Genomic DNA, 19156 nt, shown 5'->3' with positions numbered 1-19156 from the left:
ATTTCAATGCAACATGAGCGAACTTCATGAACGGCGCACTTCACGTTATACTGCCCAAAATATCCAACCGGTTTAGAAACAATCATGACAAAACTCACCTTACAAGAGCAGATGCTGAAAGCGGGCCTCGTCAGCAGCAAGAAAGTGGCGAAAGTGCAGCGCACGGCAAAGAAATCACGCGTTCAGGCGCGTGAGGCCCGTGAAGCGGTCGAAGAGAACAAGAAAGCGCAGCTTGAGCGCGACAAGCTGCTGAGCGAGCAGCAGAAACAGGCGGTGCTGGCGAAAGAGTTTAAGGCGCAGGTGAAGCAGTTGATTGAGATGAACCGCATCACCGTGGCGAAAGGCAACATCACCTTTAACTTTACCGACGGTACGCTGATTAAAAAGATTGAAGTCGATAAGCAAACGCAGACCCAACTGATCAACGGCCGTCTGGCGATTGCGCGCCTGGTGCTCAATGCTAACGGTGACTGCGACTACGCGATCATTCCGGCAGTGGTGGCCGATAAAATTGCCCAGCGCGATGCCGATAGCATCGTGTTAAACAGCGCGCTCAGCCAGGAAGAGCAGGACGAAGACGATCCGTACGCGGACTTCAAAATCCCTGACGATTTGATGTGGTAAACCCTGTCTAAAACGGAGCCGCGTGTCGGGCGTTAATCGTCTCGCCGCTCACCGGATGCACAAAATCCAGCCCGCTGGCGTGCAGCATCAGCCGCGGCGTCGTTTCAGCGCCCGGCACGTCAAGACCGCCATACAGATCGCAGCCCAAAATAGGGTGACCCAGCTGCTGGCAGTGTATGCGCAGCTGATGGGTACGCCCCGTCTCTGGCGTGAGCGCAACCCGCGTCAACGGTAACCCCGTCGTCTGATAAAAACGTTCGATAACCCGGTAGCGGGAGCGCGCCGGTTTGCCCGTGACGGCGCAAATCGACATCAGCGGGAACAGCGCCGGGTCTTTGGCAATCGGCGCGTCAATCACCCCTTCGTCATTTTCAACATGTCCGCACAGCAGGGCGCTATACACCTTCTTCACGGCGCGCTGGCTGAACTGATAACAAAGTGCGGCGTTAATCGCTTTATTACGCGCAATCACCATTAAACCGGACGTGCCAAAATCAAGGCGATGCACCAGCGTGCAGCCCGGGAAGTTTTGCACCAGACGGTAATGAACGGAATCCAGGTTTTGCGGGTTTTTGCCCGACAGGCTAAGCAGGCCGGAAGGTTTATCGATTAGCAGCAGGTGCTCGTCCTGCCAGAGAATGTCAATCTCATCGAGACAAGGTGGGGCAATAAAATTATCGACGATTGCAGACATCAGGCCGCCCGGCTGGAGAGTGGGAGCGGATGATAACGAAAAGCGGGGGAAAAGAAAAACCCTCCCACCTGGCGGTGAGAGGGGGAATTCTTAGGCTGCGACGAAGCCGTCGATAGCTGCTTTCGCATCGGTCTGCGCTTTGGTCGCCACTTCAGGACCGTAAGCGATACCTTCAGCGAACACGAAGTTCACGTCGGTGATACCGATGAAGCCCAGGAAGAGGGTCAGGTACGGCGCAACCAGATCGGTTGGGGTATCTTTGTGAATACCGCCACGGCTGGTCAGTACAACCGCACGCTTGCCTTTCACCAGACCTTCAGGGCCGTTTTCGGTGTAACGGAAGGTCACACCCGCACGCGCCACCAGGTCGAAGTAGTTCTTCAGCTGGGTAGGGATGTTGAAGTTGTACATTGGGGCGTTGATGACGATAACGTCGTGCGCCTGCAGTTCTGCAATCAGTTCATCAGACAGGGCCAGGGCTTCCTGCTGACGCGGAGTCAGTGGTGCATCGCTTGGACGCAGCGCGCCAACCAGCTCGCCGTCCAGCACAGGAATCGGGTTTGCAGCCAGGTCACGCACGGTGATTTCGTCAGCAGAATGCTGTTCACGCCACTGTTCAACGAAGTAATCAGACAGCTGACCAGACTGAGAGTACCCTGCCAGAATACTGGATTTCAAAACTAATACTTTGCTCATGGGTGATTCCTGTTGTTGCATTTGATTGAAGGGGGTTGCCCCGTTGCTTGTTGACACTCTATTCACAATCCTGCCACAGAGATAGCGCAATATATCGAAGTCTATGTTCGAATTTTTTGAATAAGGCGCGAAAGGCGTCAATGTGGTACTCTATAGCAATCATTAAAAAGAGAGTTTATCAGGGCGTGTACTGCCCTTTAACGCTATGACAGAACAACAAAAATTAACCTTCCCGATGCTCCTGCAACAGCTTGATTCCCTGATGCTGCGCGATAAACAGCGCTTTGCGCGCCGTCTGCACGGGGTGAAGAAGGTTAAAAATCCTGATGCACAACAGGCCATTTACCAGGAGATGGCGAAAGAGATTGAACAGGCGGCAGGGAAAGTTGCGCTGCGCGAAGCCGCACGCCCGGCGATCAGCTATCCGGAAAACCTGCCCGTCAGTCAGAAAAAACAGGACATCCTTGAGGCCGTCCGCGACCACCAGGTGGTCATTGTCGCGGGGGAAACCGGTTCGGGGAAAACCACCCAGCTGCCGAAAATATGCATGGAGCTGGGACGCGGCCTGAAAGGGCTGATTGGCCACACCCAGCCGCGTCGTCTGGCGGCGCGTACCGTGGCGAACCGTATTGCCGAAGAGCTGCAAACGGAGCCGGGGGGCTGCATTGGCTACAAGGTGCGATTCAGCGACCACGTCAGCGATAACACCATGGTTAAGCTGATGACCGACGGTATTCTGCTGGCGGAAATCCAGCAGGATCGCCTGCTGATGCAGTACGACACCATCATCATTGACGAAGCGCACGAGCGCAGCCTGAACATCGACTTCCTGCTCGGCTATCTGAAGGAGCTGCTGCCGCGTCGCCCGGATCTGAAAGTGATCATCACTTCCGCGACCATCGACCCGGAGCGCTTCTCGAAGCATTTCAACAATGCGCCGATTATCGAAGTCTCGGGACGCACCTATCCGGTAGAGGTGCGCTATCGCCCGATTGTTGAAGAGGCGGACGACACCGAGCGCGACCAGCTGCAGGCCATCTTCGATGCCGTCGACGAGCTGGGCAACGAAAGCGCGGGCGACATCCTGATCTTCATGAGCGGCGAGCGTGAAATCCGCGATACCGCCGATGCGCTTAGCAAGCGCGACCTGCGCCACACCGAGATCCTGCCGCTTTACGCGCGCCTGTCAAACAGCGAGCAGAACCGCGTGTTCCAGCCGCACGGCGGACGCCGCATCGTTCTGGCGACCAACGTGGCGGAAACCTCGCTGACCGTGCCGGGGATTAAATACGTGATCGACCCGGGCACGGCGCGCATCAGCCGCTACAGCTACCGCACCAAGGTCCAGCGTTTGCCGATTGAGCCGGTCTCTCAGGCCTCCGCCAACCAGCGTAAAGGCCGCTGCGGCCGCGTGTCGGAAGGGATCTGTATTCGTCTCTATTCCGAAGACGATTTCCTGTCGCGCCCGGAATTTACCGACCCGGAAATTCTGCGTACCAACCTGGCGTCCGTTATCCTGCAGATGACCGCGCTGGGGCTGGGCGACATCGCGGCGTTCCCGTTCGTCGAAGCGCCGGACAAACGCAACATTCAGGACGGCGTACGTCTGCTGGAAGAGCTCGGAGCGATCACCACCGACGAACAGGCGACGGCCTATAAGCTGACGCCGCTGGGCCGTCAGCTCAGCCAGCTGCCGGTCGATCCGCGTCTGGCCCGTATGGTGCTGGAAGCGCAGAAACACGGCTGCGTGCGCGAGGCGATGATCATTACCTCGGCGCTCTCCATTCAGGATCCGCGCGAGCGTCCGATGGACAAACAGCAGGCGTCTGACGAAAAGCACCGCCGCTTCCACGACAAAGAGTCCGATTTCCTCGCCTTTGTGAACCTGTGGAACTACCTCGGCGAGCAGCAGAAAGCGCTCTCCTCGAACCAGTTCCGCCGCCAGTGCCGCGTGGATTTCCTCAACTACCTGCGCGTGCGCGAGTGGCAGGATATCTACACCCAGCTGCGCCAGGTGGTGAAAGAGCTGGGCATTCCGGTTAACAGCGAGCCGGCGGAGTACCGCGAAATCCATATCGCGCTGCTGACCGGCCTGCTGTCCCATATCGGGATGAAGGATGCGGACAAGCAGGAATTTACCGGCGCGCGTAACGCCCGTTTCTCCATCTTCCCCGGTTCCGGCCTGTTCAGGAAACCGCCGAAGTGGACCATGGTTGCCGAGCTGGTAGAAACCAGCCGCCTGTGGGGGCGCATTGCCGCGCGTATCGATCCGGAATGGGTCGAGCCGGTGGCGCAGCACCTGCTGAAACGCTCGTACAGTGAACCGCACTGGGAGCGCGCGCAGGGCGCGGTAATGGCGACCGAGAAAGTGACCGTCTATGGCCTGCCGGTGGTTGCCGCGCGTAAGGTGAACTACAGCCAGATCGATCCGGCGCTCAGCCGCGAGCTGTTTATCCGCCACGCGCTGGTGGAGGGCGACTGGCAGACGCGCCACGCCTTCTTCCGTGAAAACCTGAAGCTGCGCGCCGAAGTGGAGGAGCTGGAGCACAAGTCCCGCCGCCGCGACATTCTGGTGGACGACGAGGCGCTGTTTGAGTTTTATGACCAGCGCATCAGCCACGATGTTATCTCTGCCCGCCACTTCGACAGCTGGTGGAAGAAGGCCAGCAAAGAGACGCCGGACCTGCTCAACTTCGAAAAGAGCATGCTGATTAAGGAGGGGGCGGAGTCGGTCAGCAAACTCGACTACCCGAACTTCTGGCATCAGGGCAACCTCAAGCTGCGGCTGACCTATCAGTTCGAGCCGGGGGCCGACGCGGATGGCGTGACCGTCCACATTCCGCTGCCGCTGTTAAACCAGGTGGACGAGAGCGGTTTCGAGTGGCAAATTCCCGGCCTGCGCCGCGAGCTGGTGATTGCGCTGATCAAATCTCTGCCGAAACCGGTGCGCCGCAACTTTGTGCCTGCGCCAAATTACGCGGAAGCGTTTTTGGGCCGCGTCACGCCGCTGGAGCTGCCGCTGCTGGACGCGCTCGAGCGCGAGTTCCGCCGCATGACCGGCACCACCATCGACCGTGAGGACTGGAACTGGGATCAGGTGCCCGATCACCTGAAAATCAGCTTCCGCGTGGTGGACGATAAAAACAGAAAGCTGCAGGAAGGTCGTTCGCTAACCGAGCTGAAGGATGCCCTGAAGGGTAAAGTTCAGGAAACGCTGTCTGCGGTGGCGGACGACGGCATCGAGCAGAGCGGGCTGCACATCTGGAGCTTTGGCCAGCTTCCGGAAAGCTACGAGCAGAAGCGCGGTAACTATAAGGTCAAAGCCTGGCCTGCGCTGGTGGACGAGCGCGACAGCGTGGCGATCAGGCTCTTTGATAACCCGCAGGAACAGCAGCAGATGATGTGGCGCGGGCTGCGTCGCCTGCTGCTGCTCAACATCCCGTCGCCGATCAAGTATCTGCACGAGAAGCTGCCGAACAAGGCCAAGCTGGGGCTCTACTTTAACCCGTACGGCAAGGTGCTGGATCTCATTGACGACTGCATCTCCTGCGGCGTGGACAAGCTGATCCACGAGGCGGGCGGCCCGGTCTGGACGGAAGAGGGCTTTGCTCAGCTTCACGAAAAGGTGCGCGCGGAGCTGAACGACACTGTGGTAGAGATTGCCAAACAGGTCGAGCAGATCCTTACCGCCGTGTTCAACATCAATAAGCGCCTGAAGGGGCGCGTGGATATGACCATGGCGCTGGGGCTGTCTGACGTGAAGGCACAGATGGCGGGACTGGTCTATCGCGGCTTTGTCACCGGCAACGGCTTTAACCGTCTGGGTGATACGCTGCGCTATCTGCAGGCGATTGAAAAACGTCTGGAGAAAATGGCGGTCGATCCGCACCGCGATCGCGCGCAGATGTTGAAAGTGGAGAGCGTGCAGCAGGCGTGGCAGCAGTGGCTCAACAAGCTGCCGCCCGCGCGCCGCGACGATGAAGACGTGCAGGCGATCCGCTGGATGATCGAAGAGCTGCGCGTCAGCTTCTTTGCCCAGCAGCTCGGTACGCCGTATCCGATTTCGGATAAACGTATCCTGCAGGCGATGGAGCAGATTTCCGGTTAAACCTTGCCCGGTGGCGCTGCGCTTACCGGGCCTACGGGTGCGAAATGTAGGCCGGGTAAGGCGTAGCCGCCACCCGGCTGGTTATCGTTCTACAATCGCCAGCGTAAACCCATCCCAACCCTTAATCCCCACCGTTTGCAGCGCGGTGGCGGTTAAGCGCGGGTTATCCCCCATCATCTCAATAAAACGCCGCACGCCCAGCACGCGCGCGTCGTCGCTTTGCCCGTTAATGACCTCGCCGTCGCGCACCACGTTATCGCCAATGATTACCGTGCCGGGGCGGGAATAGTGCAGCGCCCACTCCAGATAGCCGGGATTGTTTGGCTTATCGGCATCGATAAAGATCAGATCGAACGCTGGAACGTCACCGAAATTCTCCAGCGAGCTCAGGGCCGGGCCTTCAATTAATTCAATACGTTCGTTTAGCCCCGCGAGATGAATATTCTGGCGCGCAACGCTGGCATGCGCGGGATCGGCCTCAAGCGTAATCAGCTTTCCGTCCGGCGGCAGGGCGCGCGCCATCCAGATAGCGCTATAGGCACCCAGCGTCCCGATCTCAAGAATGCGCCTTGCCTGCGTCATGCGCACGAACAGCGCCAGCAGCTGCCCCTGATTGGCCGCTACGTCGTGTTCGGGCAGCCCGGCGCGTTTGTTGTTTTCCAGTACCTGATTGAGTACGTCATCGTCAGGAATAAGCGAAGAAATCATGAAATTATCTACTGCAGACCACTGTTGTTGCATAGATTGACTCCTTGAGAGGGATTGCCGGGTGGCGGCTGCGCCTTACCCGGCCTACGGGGTGAAATGTTTCAGGCACTGACCCAGCCGCCGCCCAGCGCTTTATACAAATCAATCTGCGCCAGCAGCAGGTTATTTTTCACCTGCACCACGCTGGTCTGAACCGAGAACAGCGTGCGCTGCGCGTCCAGCACGTCAAGATAGGAGGAATAACCGTTGCGATAGCGATTCTGCGCAATGCGCAGCGTCTCCTGCGCCACATCCTGCTGTGCAAGCAGCTCCGTCAGCTGTTCCTGATAGCGCGTAATGGCATCAAGGCTGTCATTCACCTCAGCAAACGCGTTACGCACGGTTTTTTCGTAGCTGTACAGCGCCTGGTTACGCTGGGACTGGGAAATATCCACCTGCGCATTCAGCGCCTGACGGTTCAGCAGCGGCGCAAGAATGCTGCCGCCAACGCTCCACAGCTGGAGTGGGTTATCCAGTAAGCCTGACAGGGTGCGATCCTGGACCGATCCGGTTGCGGTCAGGTTGATCGACGGCAGCAGGCTGGCGCGTGACGCGGCAAGCGTCGCGTCTGCCGCCACCAGCTGACGTTCAGCCTGAACGATGTCCGGTCGACGATTCAGGAGCGTAGAAGGCAGCTGTGACGGCAGCGTCAGCGGCGTCAGCGCCGCAAAGCTTTCGCTGCGTGCCACCGCGCCGGGATTGCTTCCCAGCAGCAGGCTCAGGGCATTCTCCTGCTGCGCAATCTGGTGCTGCAGCACGGGCACCTGCGCCCGCGTTGAGCGAAGTTCGGAATCCGACTGCATCAGCTCCAGACGCGAGCTGTAGCCCGTCTCAAACTGACGTTTCGCGAGGTTAAATGCCTCTTCGCGCGATTTCAGCGTGGACTCCGTCACGCGCAGCTGTTCGTCAAGCGAGAGCAGGGTGACATAGCCGGATGCAACGGAAGACGCGACGGTCAAATCCGCGGCAGCGGCGGCGGCTTTTTGCGCCTCCAGCGAGGCCTCGGCGGCATTGGCGGTGCTGCGGTTGACGCCCCAGATATCAACGTCATAGCTCGCCGTCAGGCTCCCTCTGTACAACGTCCCGTAGACCGGCAGCCCGGTCGCGGCAGACTGCGAGCGGGCGCGCGTGCCCGTTACGCCCGCATCCAGGGACGGGAACAGGCTGCCGTCCGCAGCATAAACTCGCGCCTGATACTCGTTTATCCGCTCGCGGGCAATCAGGACGTCGCTGTTGTTTTTCAGCGCCTGGTCCACGTAGCGGTTCAGGTTGCTGTCGTGGAAATTGCGCCACCAGAGCTGCTCCGCCGGGCTGTTCGGCCCCGACGCGGCGCGCCACTGGGCGGGGATGTGCAGCGTCGGCTGCGCCGGCTTGACGTCGACGGACTGGCATCCGGCCAGCATGACCGCTGCCACCAGCGCGGCTATCGGGCGAAGGATCATTGCTTCGCCTCCCGCGTATCAATCGTCACCTGTACCGACATACCCGGACGCAGCAGCGCGGATTCTTCCGGTTTCCCGAGTACCTCGATGCGCACCGGGATACGCTGGGCGATTTTAACAAAGTTGCCCGTGGCGTTATCCGGCGTGATGGCGCTGAATTCAACCCCGGTTGCAGGCGAAATACTCTCCACGCGGCCCTGATACGCTTTGTCGTTCAGGGCATCGACGGTGAATTTGACAGGCTGTCCGACGCGCAGCTCCGCGAGCTGGGTCTCTTTGATATTGGCGATTACCCAGTGCTGCGGCGGAACCAGCGTGGTGAGGTGCGTCCCGGCGGTGACATAAGCGCCCAGACGTACGGCAATCTGGCCGAGCTGACCGTCGCGCGGGGCGATAATGCGGGTGTTTTGCAGGTCAATCTGCGCCAGCTCCAGCGCCGCTTTCGCGTTTTCGACATCCGCCTCCAGCGCACCGCGATTGACAATCACCGTCTGCAGATCCTGACGCGACATCTCAAGCGTCGCTTTCGCCTGGTCGATGTCGGCGCTACCCTGAGCTGCACTGGCCAGCGCCGCGTCGCGCTCGCGAATCGAGAGCGAGCCGTCTGACGTCAGCTCTTTCACGCGCTTTAAATCCGCCTGCGTTTTCAGGCTCTGGGCGCGGGCGTTTTTCAGCGCGGCGTCGTTTTTGGCAATCGTCGCTTCGGCGCTTTTACGCTGCTGCAGGTTGTTGTTCAGGGCGGCAATTTTCATCGCCAGCTGCGCCTCGGCCTGATGGACGCGCTGTCGATAGATACGATCGTCGATCTGAAACAGCACCTCGCCTTTTTTAACCTGCACAAAGTCCTGAACGTTCACCTCGGTGATATAGCCATTCACCTGGGGGCTGATAAACGTCGTCTGGCCGCGCACGTAGGCGTTGTCGGTAAACTGTGCGTGGCGGGTGAACGGCGGCAGCTGCCACGCGTACAGGATCACCAGCACGCCGACAACACCGATAGCGGCGGCGGTGAATACGGAAACAATGCGCACATTTTTGCGGGTGTTGGCCTGCTCTTTGGCGGCATCCTGCTGACTCATAAACTCTCCAGAAATAGTTCAATTATTTGTTGCCGGTGGCGTTCTTCAGCGCCATACGGGCAGTGATGCGCAGGCGCAACAGGCGCCATAAAATCCAGACCAGGGTGGCGGCAGCGATGCTGGCCGTCAGCAGGTAAGTATCGTTGTAAGCCAGAATATTCGCCTCGAGCGCGGTGACCGTTTGCAGCTGCGTTATCGCCTGCGTCCCCAAAAGCGAGCTGTCGCCGATCAGGCTCTGGTACATCTGGGTGTAAGCCTGAATGCGTTCATTCACCAGCGGGTTCAGCGTGGTGAGCTGGTCGGCCAGCAGGCTGGAGTGGTACTTCTCGCGCCAGGTCTGAAAGGTGCCGAGAATAGCGGAACCCAGCAGGCCGCCGATGTTCTGGCTCATGCCAAACATCACCGAGAAGCTGACCAGATTGCGCGGGTCGGCGATGACCCCACCGATGGCTGCCAGCATCGCGGGGGCCAGGAAGAAGGCGCTGCCGAAGCCGAGCAGGAACTGGCTTAACATCAGCTGATCCGGCCGGGTCAGGCTGTTGGAATGGCTGTCCAGCAGCGAGGCGATAATCATCAGCGCCAGAGAGGTTATGATTGGCCACGCCAGTTTCGTCGGCTTGATGGTAAGACAGCTGGTGACGATCCCGCAGACAATCCCGGCGAAAATGGACCACGCCAGGTGGGTCATCTGCTCGTTCTGTAACCCCACGTACTGCAGCCAGCCGATGACCCCGGTGTTTTGCTCGGCCAGCACGATGCGGATCAGCAGCATGATCAGCCCTAAACGGACGATGCTGCCGCTCGAAAGCCAGCGGGTGTTCAGCAGCGGGTTGCTGCGGTTATGTTCGAACACAATGGCGGAGACAATCAGCACCAGCGAGAGCGCCAGCGACCAGCCGATCCAGGGGGCTTCGAACCACCAGTCAAGACGGCCTAAAGAGAGCACGGCGCAGATCAGGGCCATTCCCGGGGCCATTAAAAAGAAGGTGATGAAGTCTTTTTTCTCAAAGACCTTGCGCCTGTCCCCCGGCGGCAGTTTTAAGGCGATGACGCAGGCCAGGGAGATCAGCGCCAGCCCCAGTTCGAAGAAATAGAGCCCTCGCCACTCGTCCAGCTGCAGCAGTTCGGTCGAAAACAGGCGCGCCAGCGGGATTGCCAGCGACGAGCCGGTGATGCCAATCGTCAGCGCTTTCAGGCGATGCTTCGCGGGCCACGCCTGGATCTGGTAGTAAATACCCAGCGAGCTCAGCGCGGCGGCCACCATGCCGTGCGCGGCGCGCACCATCAGCGCGGAGCTGAGATCGTTCACGAACAGGTGGAAAAAGGTCACCAGCACATACAGCACCAGAAAACCTTCCGTAAAGGCGCGCAGGCCGTACTGCTGACGGAATTTCACCAGCAGCAGGTTGATGGAAACGTTGGTCATCACGTACACGGCGGGCAGCCAGGCGATCTCGGTTGACCACGCCCCGAAAGTGCCCTGAAGGTTTTGCAGATTGGCGGTGACGACCGCGTTACCCAGCGCCCCCGTCAGACAAACCAGCAGGCCGACAACGCCGTAAGCGATCCGCTTTGGCGTAGGGTGTTCCGGGGTGGAGGGGGAACCCAGCAGGGCGGGCTTCTCATGTGGCTGCCACTCGCGAGGAGCATAAGGATCGCGTTCGGGCAGGCGCATAGCGTTGTTTACCTTAGAAAAAATGTAATGATTAGAGGGCTAATGATTCTACGTCTGACGCAAATCATAATTCAAGTGAATATGATTATCGCATGTTAATCAAATGTTGAGGGGACGCTTGAACAAAAAGAGCGGCCCGGGAGGGCCGCTGGATATTCAGATGTGGTCAGGTTGCGCCTGGACGGCGGGTGTTGGTTTGACCCGGCTGGCGCAGAAAATGGCGATCAGCGAGATAACGACCGTCACCGCCAGATACCAGGCTACCGGCACCCAGTCGCCGTCGTATTTCGCCAGCAGACCGGTGGCGATCAGTGGGGCGGTTCCGCCTGCCAGCGCTGCCCCCAGTTGATACCCGAGGGTGATGCCGGTGTAGCGCACGTTGGCGCTGAAAATTTCAGAGCACAGCGTGCCGAGCACCGCCGTTACCGGCGCCCAGAGCACGCCAAACGCGATGACGGTGGCGAGGACAATTCCCCAGGTCGTGCCGGTATTGAGCAGCGTAAACCACGGGACGATAAACAAGCCGAGCACGAAGACGCTGACCGCGTACATGCGCTGGCGACCTATTTTATCGGAGAGCAGCCCCATCAGCGGGATCATAATGGTGGCAACCAGCGCGCCCAGCGTCACGGCTTCCAGCGCCTGAGATTTTTGGTACGTCAGCGTGGTGGTGGCATAGCTCACCACAAACGTCGAGAAGATATAGAACGGGGCGGTTTCGACGACCTTCAGACCGGCGGCAATTAACACTTCACGCCAGTGGTGTTTCAGGGTATCGCGCAGGGGCGCTTTCGCCACCTGGCCCGTTTGTTTTACTTTCTGGAAATCAGGCGTCTCGTCGATGTCCTTACGGATCCACAGCCCGATCAAGACCAGAACTGAGCTGAGCAGGAACGGGATGCGCCATCCCCAGGAGAGGAAATCTTCCTCACTGAACAGCGTCATCAGCGAGACAATAAAGGTCGCCATCAGCATGCCGATGGTCACGCCCGCCTGAGGAATGCTGCCGAAAAAGCCTTTACGTTTTTCAGGTGCATATTCGTAGGCCAGCAGCAGCGCGCCGCCCCATTCACCGCCAATGCCCATGCCCTGAATGATGCGCATCAGGATCAGCAGGGCGGGTGCCCACATGCCAATCATGTCGTAGGTGGGGAGCAGGCCAATCGTGACGGTTGCACCTCCCATTAATGACAGCGTCAGCACCAGCGTTTTTTTGCGCCCAATACGATCCCCGATGTGGGCGAAGAGAACACCGCCAATGGGGCGGATAAAAAAGGTTAGCGAGAACGAGAGATAGGAGAGGATCAGCCCGATAACCGGGTCGACCATCGGGAAGAAAATTTTGTTAAACACCAGCGCGGCGGCAGTGCCATAGAGAAAATAGTCAAACCATTCAATGGAACTGCCGGTGAGGCTGGCAATTAACACCTTCTTGTTTTTTCGTAAAACCGCTGTCGTACTTTCATGTTGTGTCATGACCCGAAGCTCCGCCACGTAGAGGGTGAAAGCGGTGTCACCTGGCGCGCTTCAGGTGCAACCCGCAGGAATGAAAAAGGTTGTAAAATTGTTAAGCAACTTAGGGTTGGATGTTGTGTTTGGCAAGTGAGGGGCGGGCGAGACTGGTCAGATCACGGTGAATTAAGCAGCGGCTGGTGCTTTTTGTCGGCGGTTTGGCTGGCATGATGTTTTGTAAGTCGGATAATCAAAAGCATAACCTGCAGGTGCAACCCAATTGTTTTTGGATGTTTCTGGTTATTTCAAAAAAATGACAGAAATGCCGAATAACGGGCGTTTTGGCTTTCGGAGAGATCCCCTGTTCAGCCGCGACGCGTGCAGTACTCTGAACCTAAATGCTGTAAGGAGGTAACGATGACGCTGGCACTTTTTCCATGTCTGCCTGGATCCACTCTGAATGCCGTCAACACCGTCGGGGCGTGGCTTGCGCAGGACGATCGACGCGTCCCGCCTGTTGATATCGTCATTCTGGCGGGGAATGCGGTTATCCCTGCGATTGATGCGGCCTGTAGAATTGCGGCTGAACAGAACGTCCCGCTGCTGATCAGCGGCGGTATCGGGCACTCAACCACCTTCCTGTATGCCGCGGTGGCGAAGCATCCGCGTTATAACACCCTTCCCACCACCGGACGGGCAGAGGCGGCAATCCTCGCCGATATCGCGCGTGAGTTCTGGAACATTCCGGCAGACAAAATCCTGATAGACGATCAGTCAACGAACTGCGGCGAGAACGCCCGGTTTAGCTGGCACATGATGAAGCAAAAGGCCCTGAACGCCGGGCGCGTCCTCGTGGTACAGGACCCGACCATGCAGCGCCGCACGATGGCGACCTTTGCCCGCGTTTGCCGGGACGAGGCCGTTACGCCGGAATGGATTAGCCATCCCGGCGTAACGCCGGTGCTGCAAAACGGTGAAGACGGCCTTGCGTTTAGCGGCGGTAGCGAAGGGCTCTGGCCGGTGGAACGCTATTTGTCGCTGGTGCTGGGGGAACTGCCGCGCCTGCGGGACGACATTAACGGCTACGGCCCGGCGGGGCGAGACTTCATTGCGCACGTGGACATTCCTGACGAGGTGGAGAACGCGTGGGCCATTCTGCGCAATGACGCCATCCTCACCGACGCGCTGGTCAGCCGTTCTCTGCTGTAGCCCTCTGCCCGTTTGCGACAGGTTTTACGCAAACGGGCATTTAATGTTGCAAGTTTGTGATTGAATGGATTGGCTGACCCGTTTCTTTTTTGAGATATCTCACAAAAACAGCCTCATAGGATAGGAAATCCTCCCTGGAATTATAGTTTTTAACAATGCATTTACTTGTCAAAAACAGTGTAATTACAGGAGCAGGTCATGACGGTACCCGTACAACATCCTATGTATATTGATGGACAGTTTGTTGCCTGGCAGGGTGATGCCTGGATTGATGTGATCAACCCGGCCACAGAAGAGGTCATTTCCCGTATTCCCGATGGTCGTGCCGAAGATGCGCGCAAAGCCATCGACGCCGCCGAGCGTGCCCAGCCTGACTGGGAAGCTTTACCCGCCATAGAACGCGCCGGCTGGCTGCGTAAAATCTCTGCCGGGATCCGCGAACGCGTCAGCGAACTCAGCGCGCTGATTGTCGCTGAGGGCGGCAAAATCCAGAAGCTGGCAGAAGTTGAAGTGAACTTTACCGCAGACTACATCGACTATATGGCCGAATGGGCGCGACGCTACGAAGGCGAAATCGTCCAGAGCGACCGTCCGGGGGAGAATATCCTGGTCTTTAAACGCGCCCTGGGCGTGACCACCGGGATCTTGCCGTGGAACTTCCCGTTCTTCCTGATTGCCCGCAAGCTCGCGCCAGCGCTGATTACCGGCAATACCATCGTGATCAAACCCAGCGAGTTCACGCCGAATAACGCCTTCGCATTCGCCAAAATTGTTGATGAGATCGGTCTGCCGAAAGGGGTCTTCAACCTGGTTCTGGGGCGCGGGGAAACCGTGGGCCAGGAGCTGGCGGGGAACCCGAAGGTGGCGATGGTCAGCATGACCGGCAGCGTGGGGGCGGGTGAGAAGATCATGGCGGCGGCGGCAAAAAACATCACCAAAGTGGCGCTTGAGCTGGGCGGCAAAGCGCCCGCTATTGTGATGGACGATGCGGATCTGGAGCTGGCTGTGAAAGCCATTGTGGACTCCCGCGTGATCAACACCGGGCAGGTCTGCAACTGCGCCGAGCGCGTTTACGTACAAAAAGGCATTTACGACCGTTTCGTCAACCGTCTGGGCGAGGCGATGAAGGCGGTGCAGTTTGGTAATCCCGCAGAACGCACCGATATTGCGATGGGGCCGTTGATTAACGCCGCCGCGCTTGAGCGCGTGCAGCAGAAGGTGGCGCGTGCGGTCCAGGAAGGGGCGCGAGTCGCGCTCGGCGGCAGCGCCGTTGAGGGGAAAGGGTACTATTATCCGCCAACGCTGCTGCTGGATGTGCGACAGGAGATGGCCATCATGCATGAAGAGACCTTTGGCCCGGTGCTGCCGGTCGTGGTTTTCGACACGCTGGAAGAGGCGCTGAAGATGGCTAACGACAGCGACTACGGGCTGACCTCGTCTGTTTATACCCGCGATCTGAACGTGGCGATGAAAGCGATTAAGGGGCTGAAGTTCGGCGAAACCTATATCAACCGCGAGAACTTTGAAGCCATGCAGGGCTTCCATGCGGGCTGGCGCAAGTCAGGAATTGGCGGAGCGGACGGTAAACATGGCCTGAATGAATACCTGCAGACGCAGGTTGTCTATTTGCAGTCTTAAGCTGAACATCCCCTCTCCGGTGAGAGGGGATTTTAGGCTACAGCGACGCGTATTTATCCAGCGTTCGCACCAGCTGCGTGACGAAACCGTACTCGTTGTCATACCAGGCAACGGCTTTCACCAGCTGCACATCCCCGGCTTCGGTCACCTCGGTCTGCGTGGCATCAAACACCGAACCATAATGGGAGCCGATCACGTCTGAAGAGACAATCTCTTCATCGGTATAGCCAAACGATTTATTGCCGAGCGTCGCTTTTTTCAGGGCGGCGTGGATCTCCTCAACCGTCACTTTTTTCTCCAGAATCGCCACCAGCTCCGTCACCGAACCGGTTTTCACCGGCACGCGCTGGGCGTGGCCCTTCAGCTTGCCGCTGAGGGAGGGGATCACCAGACCAATGGCTTTCGCAGCCCCGGTGGTGTGCGGAATGATATTTTCCGCCGCCGCGCGTGAAGCGCGAAGATCCTTCCCGCGCGGGCCGTCCACCAGCGCCTGCGTCCCGGTGTAGGCATGAATGGTGGTCATCGTGCCCACCTTTATACCAAAAGCATCGTTCAGGGCTTTAGCCAGCGGCGCGAGGCAGTTGGTGGTGCAGGAGGCGACAGAGACGATGGTATCGCTGGCATCGAGCGTGTCGTCATTCACGTTGAACACAATGGTTTTCATCTCACCCGCAGGCGCGGAAATCAGCACCTTTTTGGCGCCTGCATCCAGATGGGCGCGGGATTTTTCTTCAGAGGTATAAAAACCGGTGCATTCGACGACGATATCCACGCCTGCCGCTTTCCACGGAATATGTTTAGCCTCTTTTTCGGCGTAAACCGAAATCGATTTTCCATCAACAATCAGCGAGTCTTCCGTGAAATCCACGCTCCACGGAAAACCGCCGTAGTTGGAATCGTGTTTGAGCAGATAGGCAAGCACCTTCGGCGAGGTGAGGTCGTTGATGGCGACGACGGTGTTGCTGTCCTGGGTTTCAAGAAGGCGACGCAGGACAAGGCGTCCGATGCGTCCAAAACCGTTAATACCAATTTTACTCATCGTATTCTCCTGGTGAACATGTTGAGGGGACCGTTTGAACTCATCCAGGCTTAGACTATGACGCGCCTGACGGCAATTGAAGATGCTTCATCCGCGGGGAAGTATTTGAAAAACCATACAGAAAACTTAATGAATTTTTAAGGAAAGCGGATTATGTTGGCGCTGTATTTGTCTTTTATCAGGAAATCACATGCGTACTAAATATACAGGCCTGCAAATCGGTATTCACTGGCTGGTGTTTCTGTTAGTTATCGTGGCCTACTGCGCCATGGAGTTCAGAGGCTTTTTTCCGCGAAGCGATCGCCCGATGATTAACATGATCCACGTCTCCTGCGGGATCTCCATCCTGGTGCTGATGGTGGCGCGCCTGCTTCTTCGTCTCAAATACCCGGCTCCGCCGATTCAGCCAAAACCGAAAGCGATGATCACCGGCCTGTCGCACCTTGGACACCTGATCGTTTACCTGCTGTTTATTGCATTACCGCTGATTGGCATTGTGATGATGTATAACCGGGGTAATGACTGGTTTGCCTTTGGTATGGTGATGCCGCATGCGGCGGAAGGGAATTTTGACCTGGTGGATATGCTGAAAGAGTGGCACGTCACGCTGGCCAATCTGGGGTATTTCGTGATTGGTCTGCACGCCCTTGCGGCGCTGATGCATCACTATTTCTGGAAAGACAATACGCTGCTGCGCATGATGCCTAAAAAACGCCTGTAGCCCGCTTATTGCCCGGCGGCGCTACGCTTGCATGGGCATACGATTCAGAAACCTTTGTAGGCCGGGTAAGCGCAGCGCCACCCGGCTTGTTTTTTAACGCAGCAGAGCACGCTCTTCAGCCGTTAATTCCAGCGTCTGGGTTGACCCTGTTTCGGATGACTTCACCGCCGCTTCCAGCACCGCCATCACCGCCAGCGCTTCAACCGGATGAACCGGGTTCTCGATTTTGCCCATCAGCGCATCACGCACGTTAATGTAATACTGGCGCTGATCGCCTTTCGGCGTTTTCAGGCGCGTCGCGTCTCCGGCGGCATCAAACAGCACCATATCGTCGCTGTCTTCGCCCCAGATTTCGCTGCCCGGGATAACACCCGCCAGCAGCTGTGCTTCCTGCTGATCGATGCGTGCCTTCACCACGCTGGCTTTATCGCCGTGGACGGTAAAGCGTGAGGTACCGCCAGCCACCAGCATGCTGGCGTGCAGAATCACCTTATGTTCAGGGTAATTCAGGACCACGTGCGCCCAGTCGTTAATTTCAGCGCCGTCGCGCAGGGTGGCGATATTGCCCTGAACCGACTGCGGCAGCCCGAAAAGCTGCAGCGTCTGGTCGATCAGATGCGGCCCAAGGTCAAACCACAAGCCGCTGCCCGGAACGTTTTGCTCTCTCCAGCGCACGCGCACTTCCGGGCGGAAGCGGTCAATGTGTGACTCAAACAGTTTCACCTTGCCGAGACGGCCTTCCTCAATCACCTGCTTAATGCCGAGAAAATCGCTGTCCCAGCGGCGGTTGTGAAAGACGGAGAGCAGACGCTGTTTCTCATCCGCCAGGGCAATGAGCTCGCGGGCTTCCTGCATGTCGAGGGTGAAGGGCTTATCCACCACCACGTGCTTGCCAGCGTTAAGGGCAAGCGCTGCCAGCGGCGCGTGGGTGGCATTAGGGGAGGCAATCACCACCAGATCGACATCCGGGTGTTGAATGGCTTCTTCCGGGGTAGCGACCACCAGTACGTTCGGCAGATCGCGTTTCACTTTCTCTTCATCCCGGGAAGAGACGACCGCAAGCGTTAACCCTTCGATGGACTGGATCAGCGGGGCGTGGAACGTCTTACCCACAAATCCGTACCCGATCAGCGCAATGTTAATTGTCTTAGCTTTATTCATGACCTTCTCCACGTTAGTCCGCGCACACCGTGACCTGCAATGCGCCGGTATCCCCAAGCTCAGCCCAGGGCCTGTCTATAAACAGTTGATGAATTTCGCTTACCCCGGCGACCAGCCAGGGTTCACAGTGGTTTAATTTCATATGGTCCGCGACGATCCAGTGCTCATGGCTTGCCGCGAGCATCGCCCGCTTAACATCCGCATCCGCTTCTTTGCTCGCGCTTAAGCCAAGCTGCGCGTGGATAGCACACGCCCCGAGAATGGCGATATCCGCGCGATAGCGTGACAGCAGGGACAGGGTAGCGCTTCCGGCGAACAGGCGCTGCTTTTGGTCCCACTGTCCGCCGAGCAGGATCAGCTCGATATCGTCCCGGTCACTGAAATGTTGGGCGATATCCAGTGAGGTGGTGATCGCTTTCAGGGGGCCCTGAAGGAAAGTGGCGACGGCCATCACCGTGCTCCCGGCATCGAGAAACAGCGTGGAGCCGGTCGGCACGCGCTGTGCCACCGCTCTACCGAGCCGCTGTTTTGTTTCAGGCAGTAAGGTATTTCTGCTCTGGCGATTCATGCCGGAGAGATCGAGCGCAATCGCACCGCCGTGGTTCTTTTGTGCCAGGCCCTGTTTTTCCAGATCGGTCAGGTCGCGACGGATGGTATCTGCGGAAACCTGCAGTTTCTCAGCAAGCTCGGTAATGCTGGCCTGGCCTTGCTCGATGATGAGATCGAGCACGTACTTCTGACGGGCAGTTTTATGCATGACGCGGTAATCCTGCAAAATGTCGCAATAAATCGCATAATACAGCATTTCTGAGCGGAGGGAAGAGAAGGTTTAGCCGAAAACAGGAAGAAAACCTGATAGTTTAGATGCGTA

General features: G+C 58.0%; 15 protein-coding genes. 5 read left to right on the top strand and 10 right to left on the bottom strand.

The annotated features are described in order from the left end of the window. The first annotated feature begins 84 nt into the window (after positions 1-84). Positions 85-624: a DUF2058 domain-containing protein gene (locus KK102_RS01920; protein WP_126544608.1), complete on the top strand. Its 540-nt coding sequence runs from the start codon at positions 85-87 to the stop codon at positions 622-624. Positions 625-631: 7 nt separating this feature from the next. Here KK102_RS01920 and KK102_RS01915 read toward each other — a convergent pair whose 3' ends face one another. Both KK102_RS01915 and azoR read right to left on the bottom strand, forming a co-directional pair. After that, positions 632-1318: an RluA family pseudouridine synthase gene (locus tag KK102_RS01915; protein WP_216356825.1), complete on the bottom strand. Its 687-nt coding sequence runs from the start codon at positions 1316-1318 to the stop codon at positions 632-634. A 90-nt stretch (positions 1319-1408) separates the two neighbouring features. Beyond that, positions 1409-2014 (bottom strand): FMN-dependent NADH-azoreductase, encoded by a 606-nt coding sequence (gene azoR, locus KK102_RS01910; protein ID WP_010430882.1) that lies wholly within the window; start codon positions 2012-2014, stop codon positions 1409-1411. Between the two features lie 205 nt (positions 2015-2219). On the opposite strand from azoR, the gene hrpA reads away from it, so the two are divergent. Beyond that, a complete protein-coding gene (gene hrpA, locus KK102_RS01905) occupies positions 2220-6122 on the top strand; it encodes an ATP-dependent RNA helicase HrpA (protein WP_216356824.1) in 3903 nt (1300 codons plus the stop codon). Between the two features lie 81 nt (positions 6123-6203). Here the strand turns inward: hrpA and KK102_RS01900 are convergent, their stop codons facing one another. From KK102_RS01900 to KK102_RS01880, 5 genes are all read right to left on the bottom strand, one after another. Further along, positions 6204-6863 carry an O-methyltransferase gene (locus tag KK102_RS01900; RefSeq protein ID WP_126544612.1) on the bottom strand — a complete coding sequence of 220 codons (660 nt, stop codon included), beginning with the start codon at positions 6861-6863 and terminating at the stop codon, positions 6204-6206. A 68-nt stretch (positions 6864-6931) separates the two neighbouring features. Further along, complete coding sequence (locus KK102_RS01895) at positions 6932-8311, bottom strand: efflux transporter outer membrane subunit (RefSeq protein ID WP_216356823.1); 1380 nt, start codon at positions 8309-8311, stop codon at positions 6932-6934. Then, on the bottom strand, positions 8308-9390 hold the full coding sequence (locus KK102_RS01890; protein WP_216356822.1) for an HlyD family secretion protein: 1083 nt from the start codon (positions 9388-9390) through the stop codon (positions 8308-8310). Before KK102_RS01890 ends, KK102_RS01895 begins: the two co-directional genes overlap by 4 nt. Before the next feature lie 22 nt (positions 9391-9412). Continuing rightward, on the bottom strand, positions 9413-11065 hold the full coding sequence (locus tag KK102_RS01885) for an MFS transporter (RefSeq protein ID WP_216356821.1): 1653 nt from the start codon (positions 11063-11065) through the stop codon (positions 9413-9415). Positions 11066-11221: 156 nt separating this feature from the next. Then, positions 11222-12541: an MFS transporter gene (locus KK102_RS01880; protein ID WP_216356820.1), complete on the bottom strand. Its 1320-nt coding sequence runs from the start codon at positions 12539-12541 to the stop codon at positions 11222-11224. A gap of 393 nt (positions 12542-12934) precedes the next feature. On the opposite strand from KK102_RS01880, the gene KK102_RS01875 reads away from it, so the two are divergent. Continuing rightward, entirely contained in the window at positions 12935-13726 is a 792-nt protein-coding gene (locus tag KK102_RS01875; protein ID WP_126544617.1) for a YdcF family protein, read from the top strand. A 198-nt stretch (positions 13727-13924) separates the two neighbouring features. Then, entirely contained in the window at positions 13925-15364 is a 1440-nt protein-coding gene (aldA, locus tag KK102_RS01870; RefSeq protein ID WP_216356819.1) for an aldehyde dehydrogenase, read from the top strand. A 37-nt stretch (positions 15365-15401) separates the two neighbouring features. Here the strand turns inward: aldA and gap are convergent, their stop codons facing one another. Next, complete coding sequence (gene gap / locus KK102_RS01865) at positions 15402-16403, bottom strand: type I glyceraldehyde-3-phosphate dehydrogenase (RefSeq protein WP_216356818.1); 1002 nt, start codon at positions 16401-16403, stop codon at positions 15402-15404. Between the two features lie 190 nt (positions 16404-16593). On the opposite strand from gap, the gene cybB reads away from it, so the two are divergent. Further along, the gene (cybB, locus tag KK102_RS01860) at positions 16594-17124 is read left to right on the top strand and encodes a cytochrome b561 (RefSeq protein ID WP_126544620.1); all 531 of its coding nucleotides are present in this window, start codon (positions 16594-16596) and stop codon (positions 17122-17124) included. 93 nt (positions 17125-17217) lie between these two features. Here cybB and KK102_RS01855 read toward each other — a convergent pair whose 3' ends face one another. Further along, positions 17218-18285: an oxidoreductase gene (locus tag KK102_RS01855; protein WP_216356817.1), complete on the bottom strand. Its 1068-nt coding sequence runs from the start codon at positions 18283-18285 to the stop codon at positions 17218-17220. Positions 18286-18298: 13 nt separating this feature from the next. Then, positions 18299-19042, bottom strand: coding sequence for a DeoR/GlpR family DNA-binding transcription regulator (locus KK102_RS01850; protein ID WP_216356816.1), 744 nt, complete (start codon positions 19040-19042; stop codon positions 18299-18301). Positions 19043-19156 lie beyond the last annotated feature (114 nt).

This window comes from Enterobacter quasimori (assembly GCF_018597345.1).
In the GTDB taxonomy this organism is placed as follows: Bacteria; Pseudomonadota; Gammaproteobacteria; order Enterobacterales; family Enterobacteriaceae; genus Enterobacter; species Enterobacter mori.
This window is presented reverse-complemented; position numbering and strand designations above follow the sequence as displayed.

Bases quoted from the DNA above. Each gene is read 5' to 3' on its own strand.
- KK102_RS01915 (WP_216356825.1), bottom strand. From the start codon at position 1,318: ATGTCTGCAATCGTCGATAATTTTATTGCCCCACCTTGTCTCGATGAG.
- azoR (WP_010430882.1), bottom strand. From the start codon at position 2,014: ATGAGCAAAGTATTAGTTTTGAAATCCAGTATTCTGGCAGGGTACTCT.
- KK102_RS01895 (WP_216356823.1), bottom strand. From the start codon at position 8,311: ATGATCCTTCGCCCGATAGCCGCGCTGGTGGCAGCGGTCATGCTGGCC.
- KK102_RS01850 (WP_216356816.1), bottom strand. From the start codon at position 19,042: ATGCATAAAACTGCCCGTCAGAAGTACGTGCTCGATCTCATCATCGAG.
- KK102_RS01890 (WP_216356822.1), bottom strand. From the start codon at position 9,390: ATGAGTCAGCAGGATGCCGCCAAAGAGCAGGCCAACACCCGCAAAAAT.
- KK102_RS01920 (WP_126544608.1), top strand. From the start codon at position 85: ATGACAAAACTCACCTTACAAGAGCAGATGCTGAAAGCGGGCCTCGTC.
- KK102_RS01880 (WP_216356820.1), bottom strand. From the start codon at position 12,541: ATGACACAACATGAAAGTACGACAGCGGTTTTACGAAAAAACAAGAAG.
- KK102_RS01900 (WP_126544612.1), bottom strand. From the start codon at position 6,863: ATGCAACAACAGTGGTCTGCAGTAGATAATTTCATGATTTCTTCGCTT.
- aldA (WP_216356819.1), top strand. From the start codon at position 13,925: ATGACGGTACCCGTACAACATCCTATGTATATTGATGGACAGTTTGTT.
- gap (WP_216356818.1), bottom strand. From the start codon at position 16,403: ATGAGTAAAATTGGTATTAACGGTTTTGGACGCATCGGACGCCTTGTC.
- KK102_RS01885 (WP_216356821.1), bottom strand. From the start codon at position 11,065: ATGCGCCTGCCCGAACGCGATCCTTATGCTCCTCGCGAGTGGCAGCCA.
- cybB (WP_126544620.1), top strand. From the start codon at position 16,594: ATGCGTACTAAATATACAGGCCTGCAAATCGGTATTCACTGGCTGGTG.
- hrpA (WP_216356824.1), top strand. From the start codon at position 2,220: ATGACAGAACAACAAAAATTAACCTTCCCGATGCTCCTGCAACAGCTT.
- KK102_RS01855 (WP_216356817.1), bottom strand. From the start codon at position 18,285: ATGAATAAAGCTAAGACAATTAACATTGCGCTGATCGGGTACGGATTT.
- KK102_RS01875 (WP_126544617.1), top strand. From the start codon at position 12,935: ATGACGCTGGCACTTTTTCCATGTCTGCCTGGATCCACTCTGAATGCC.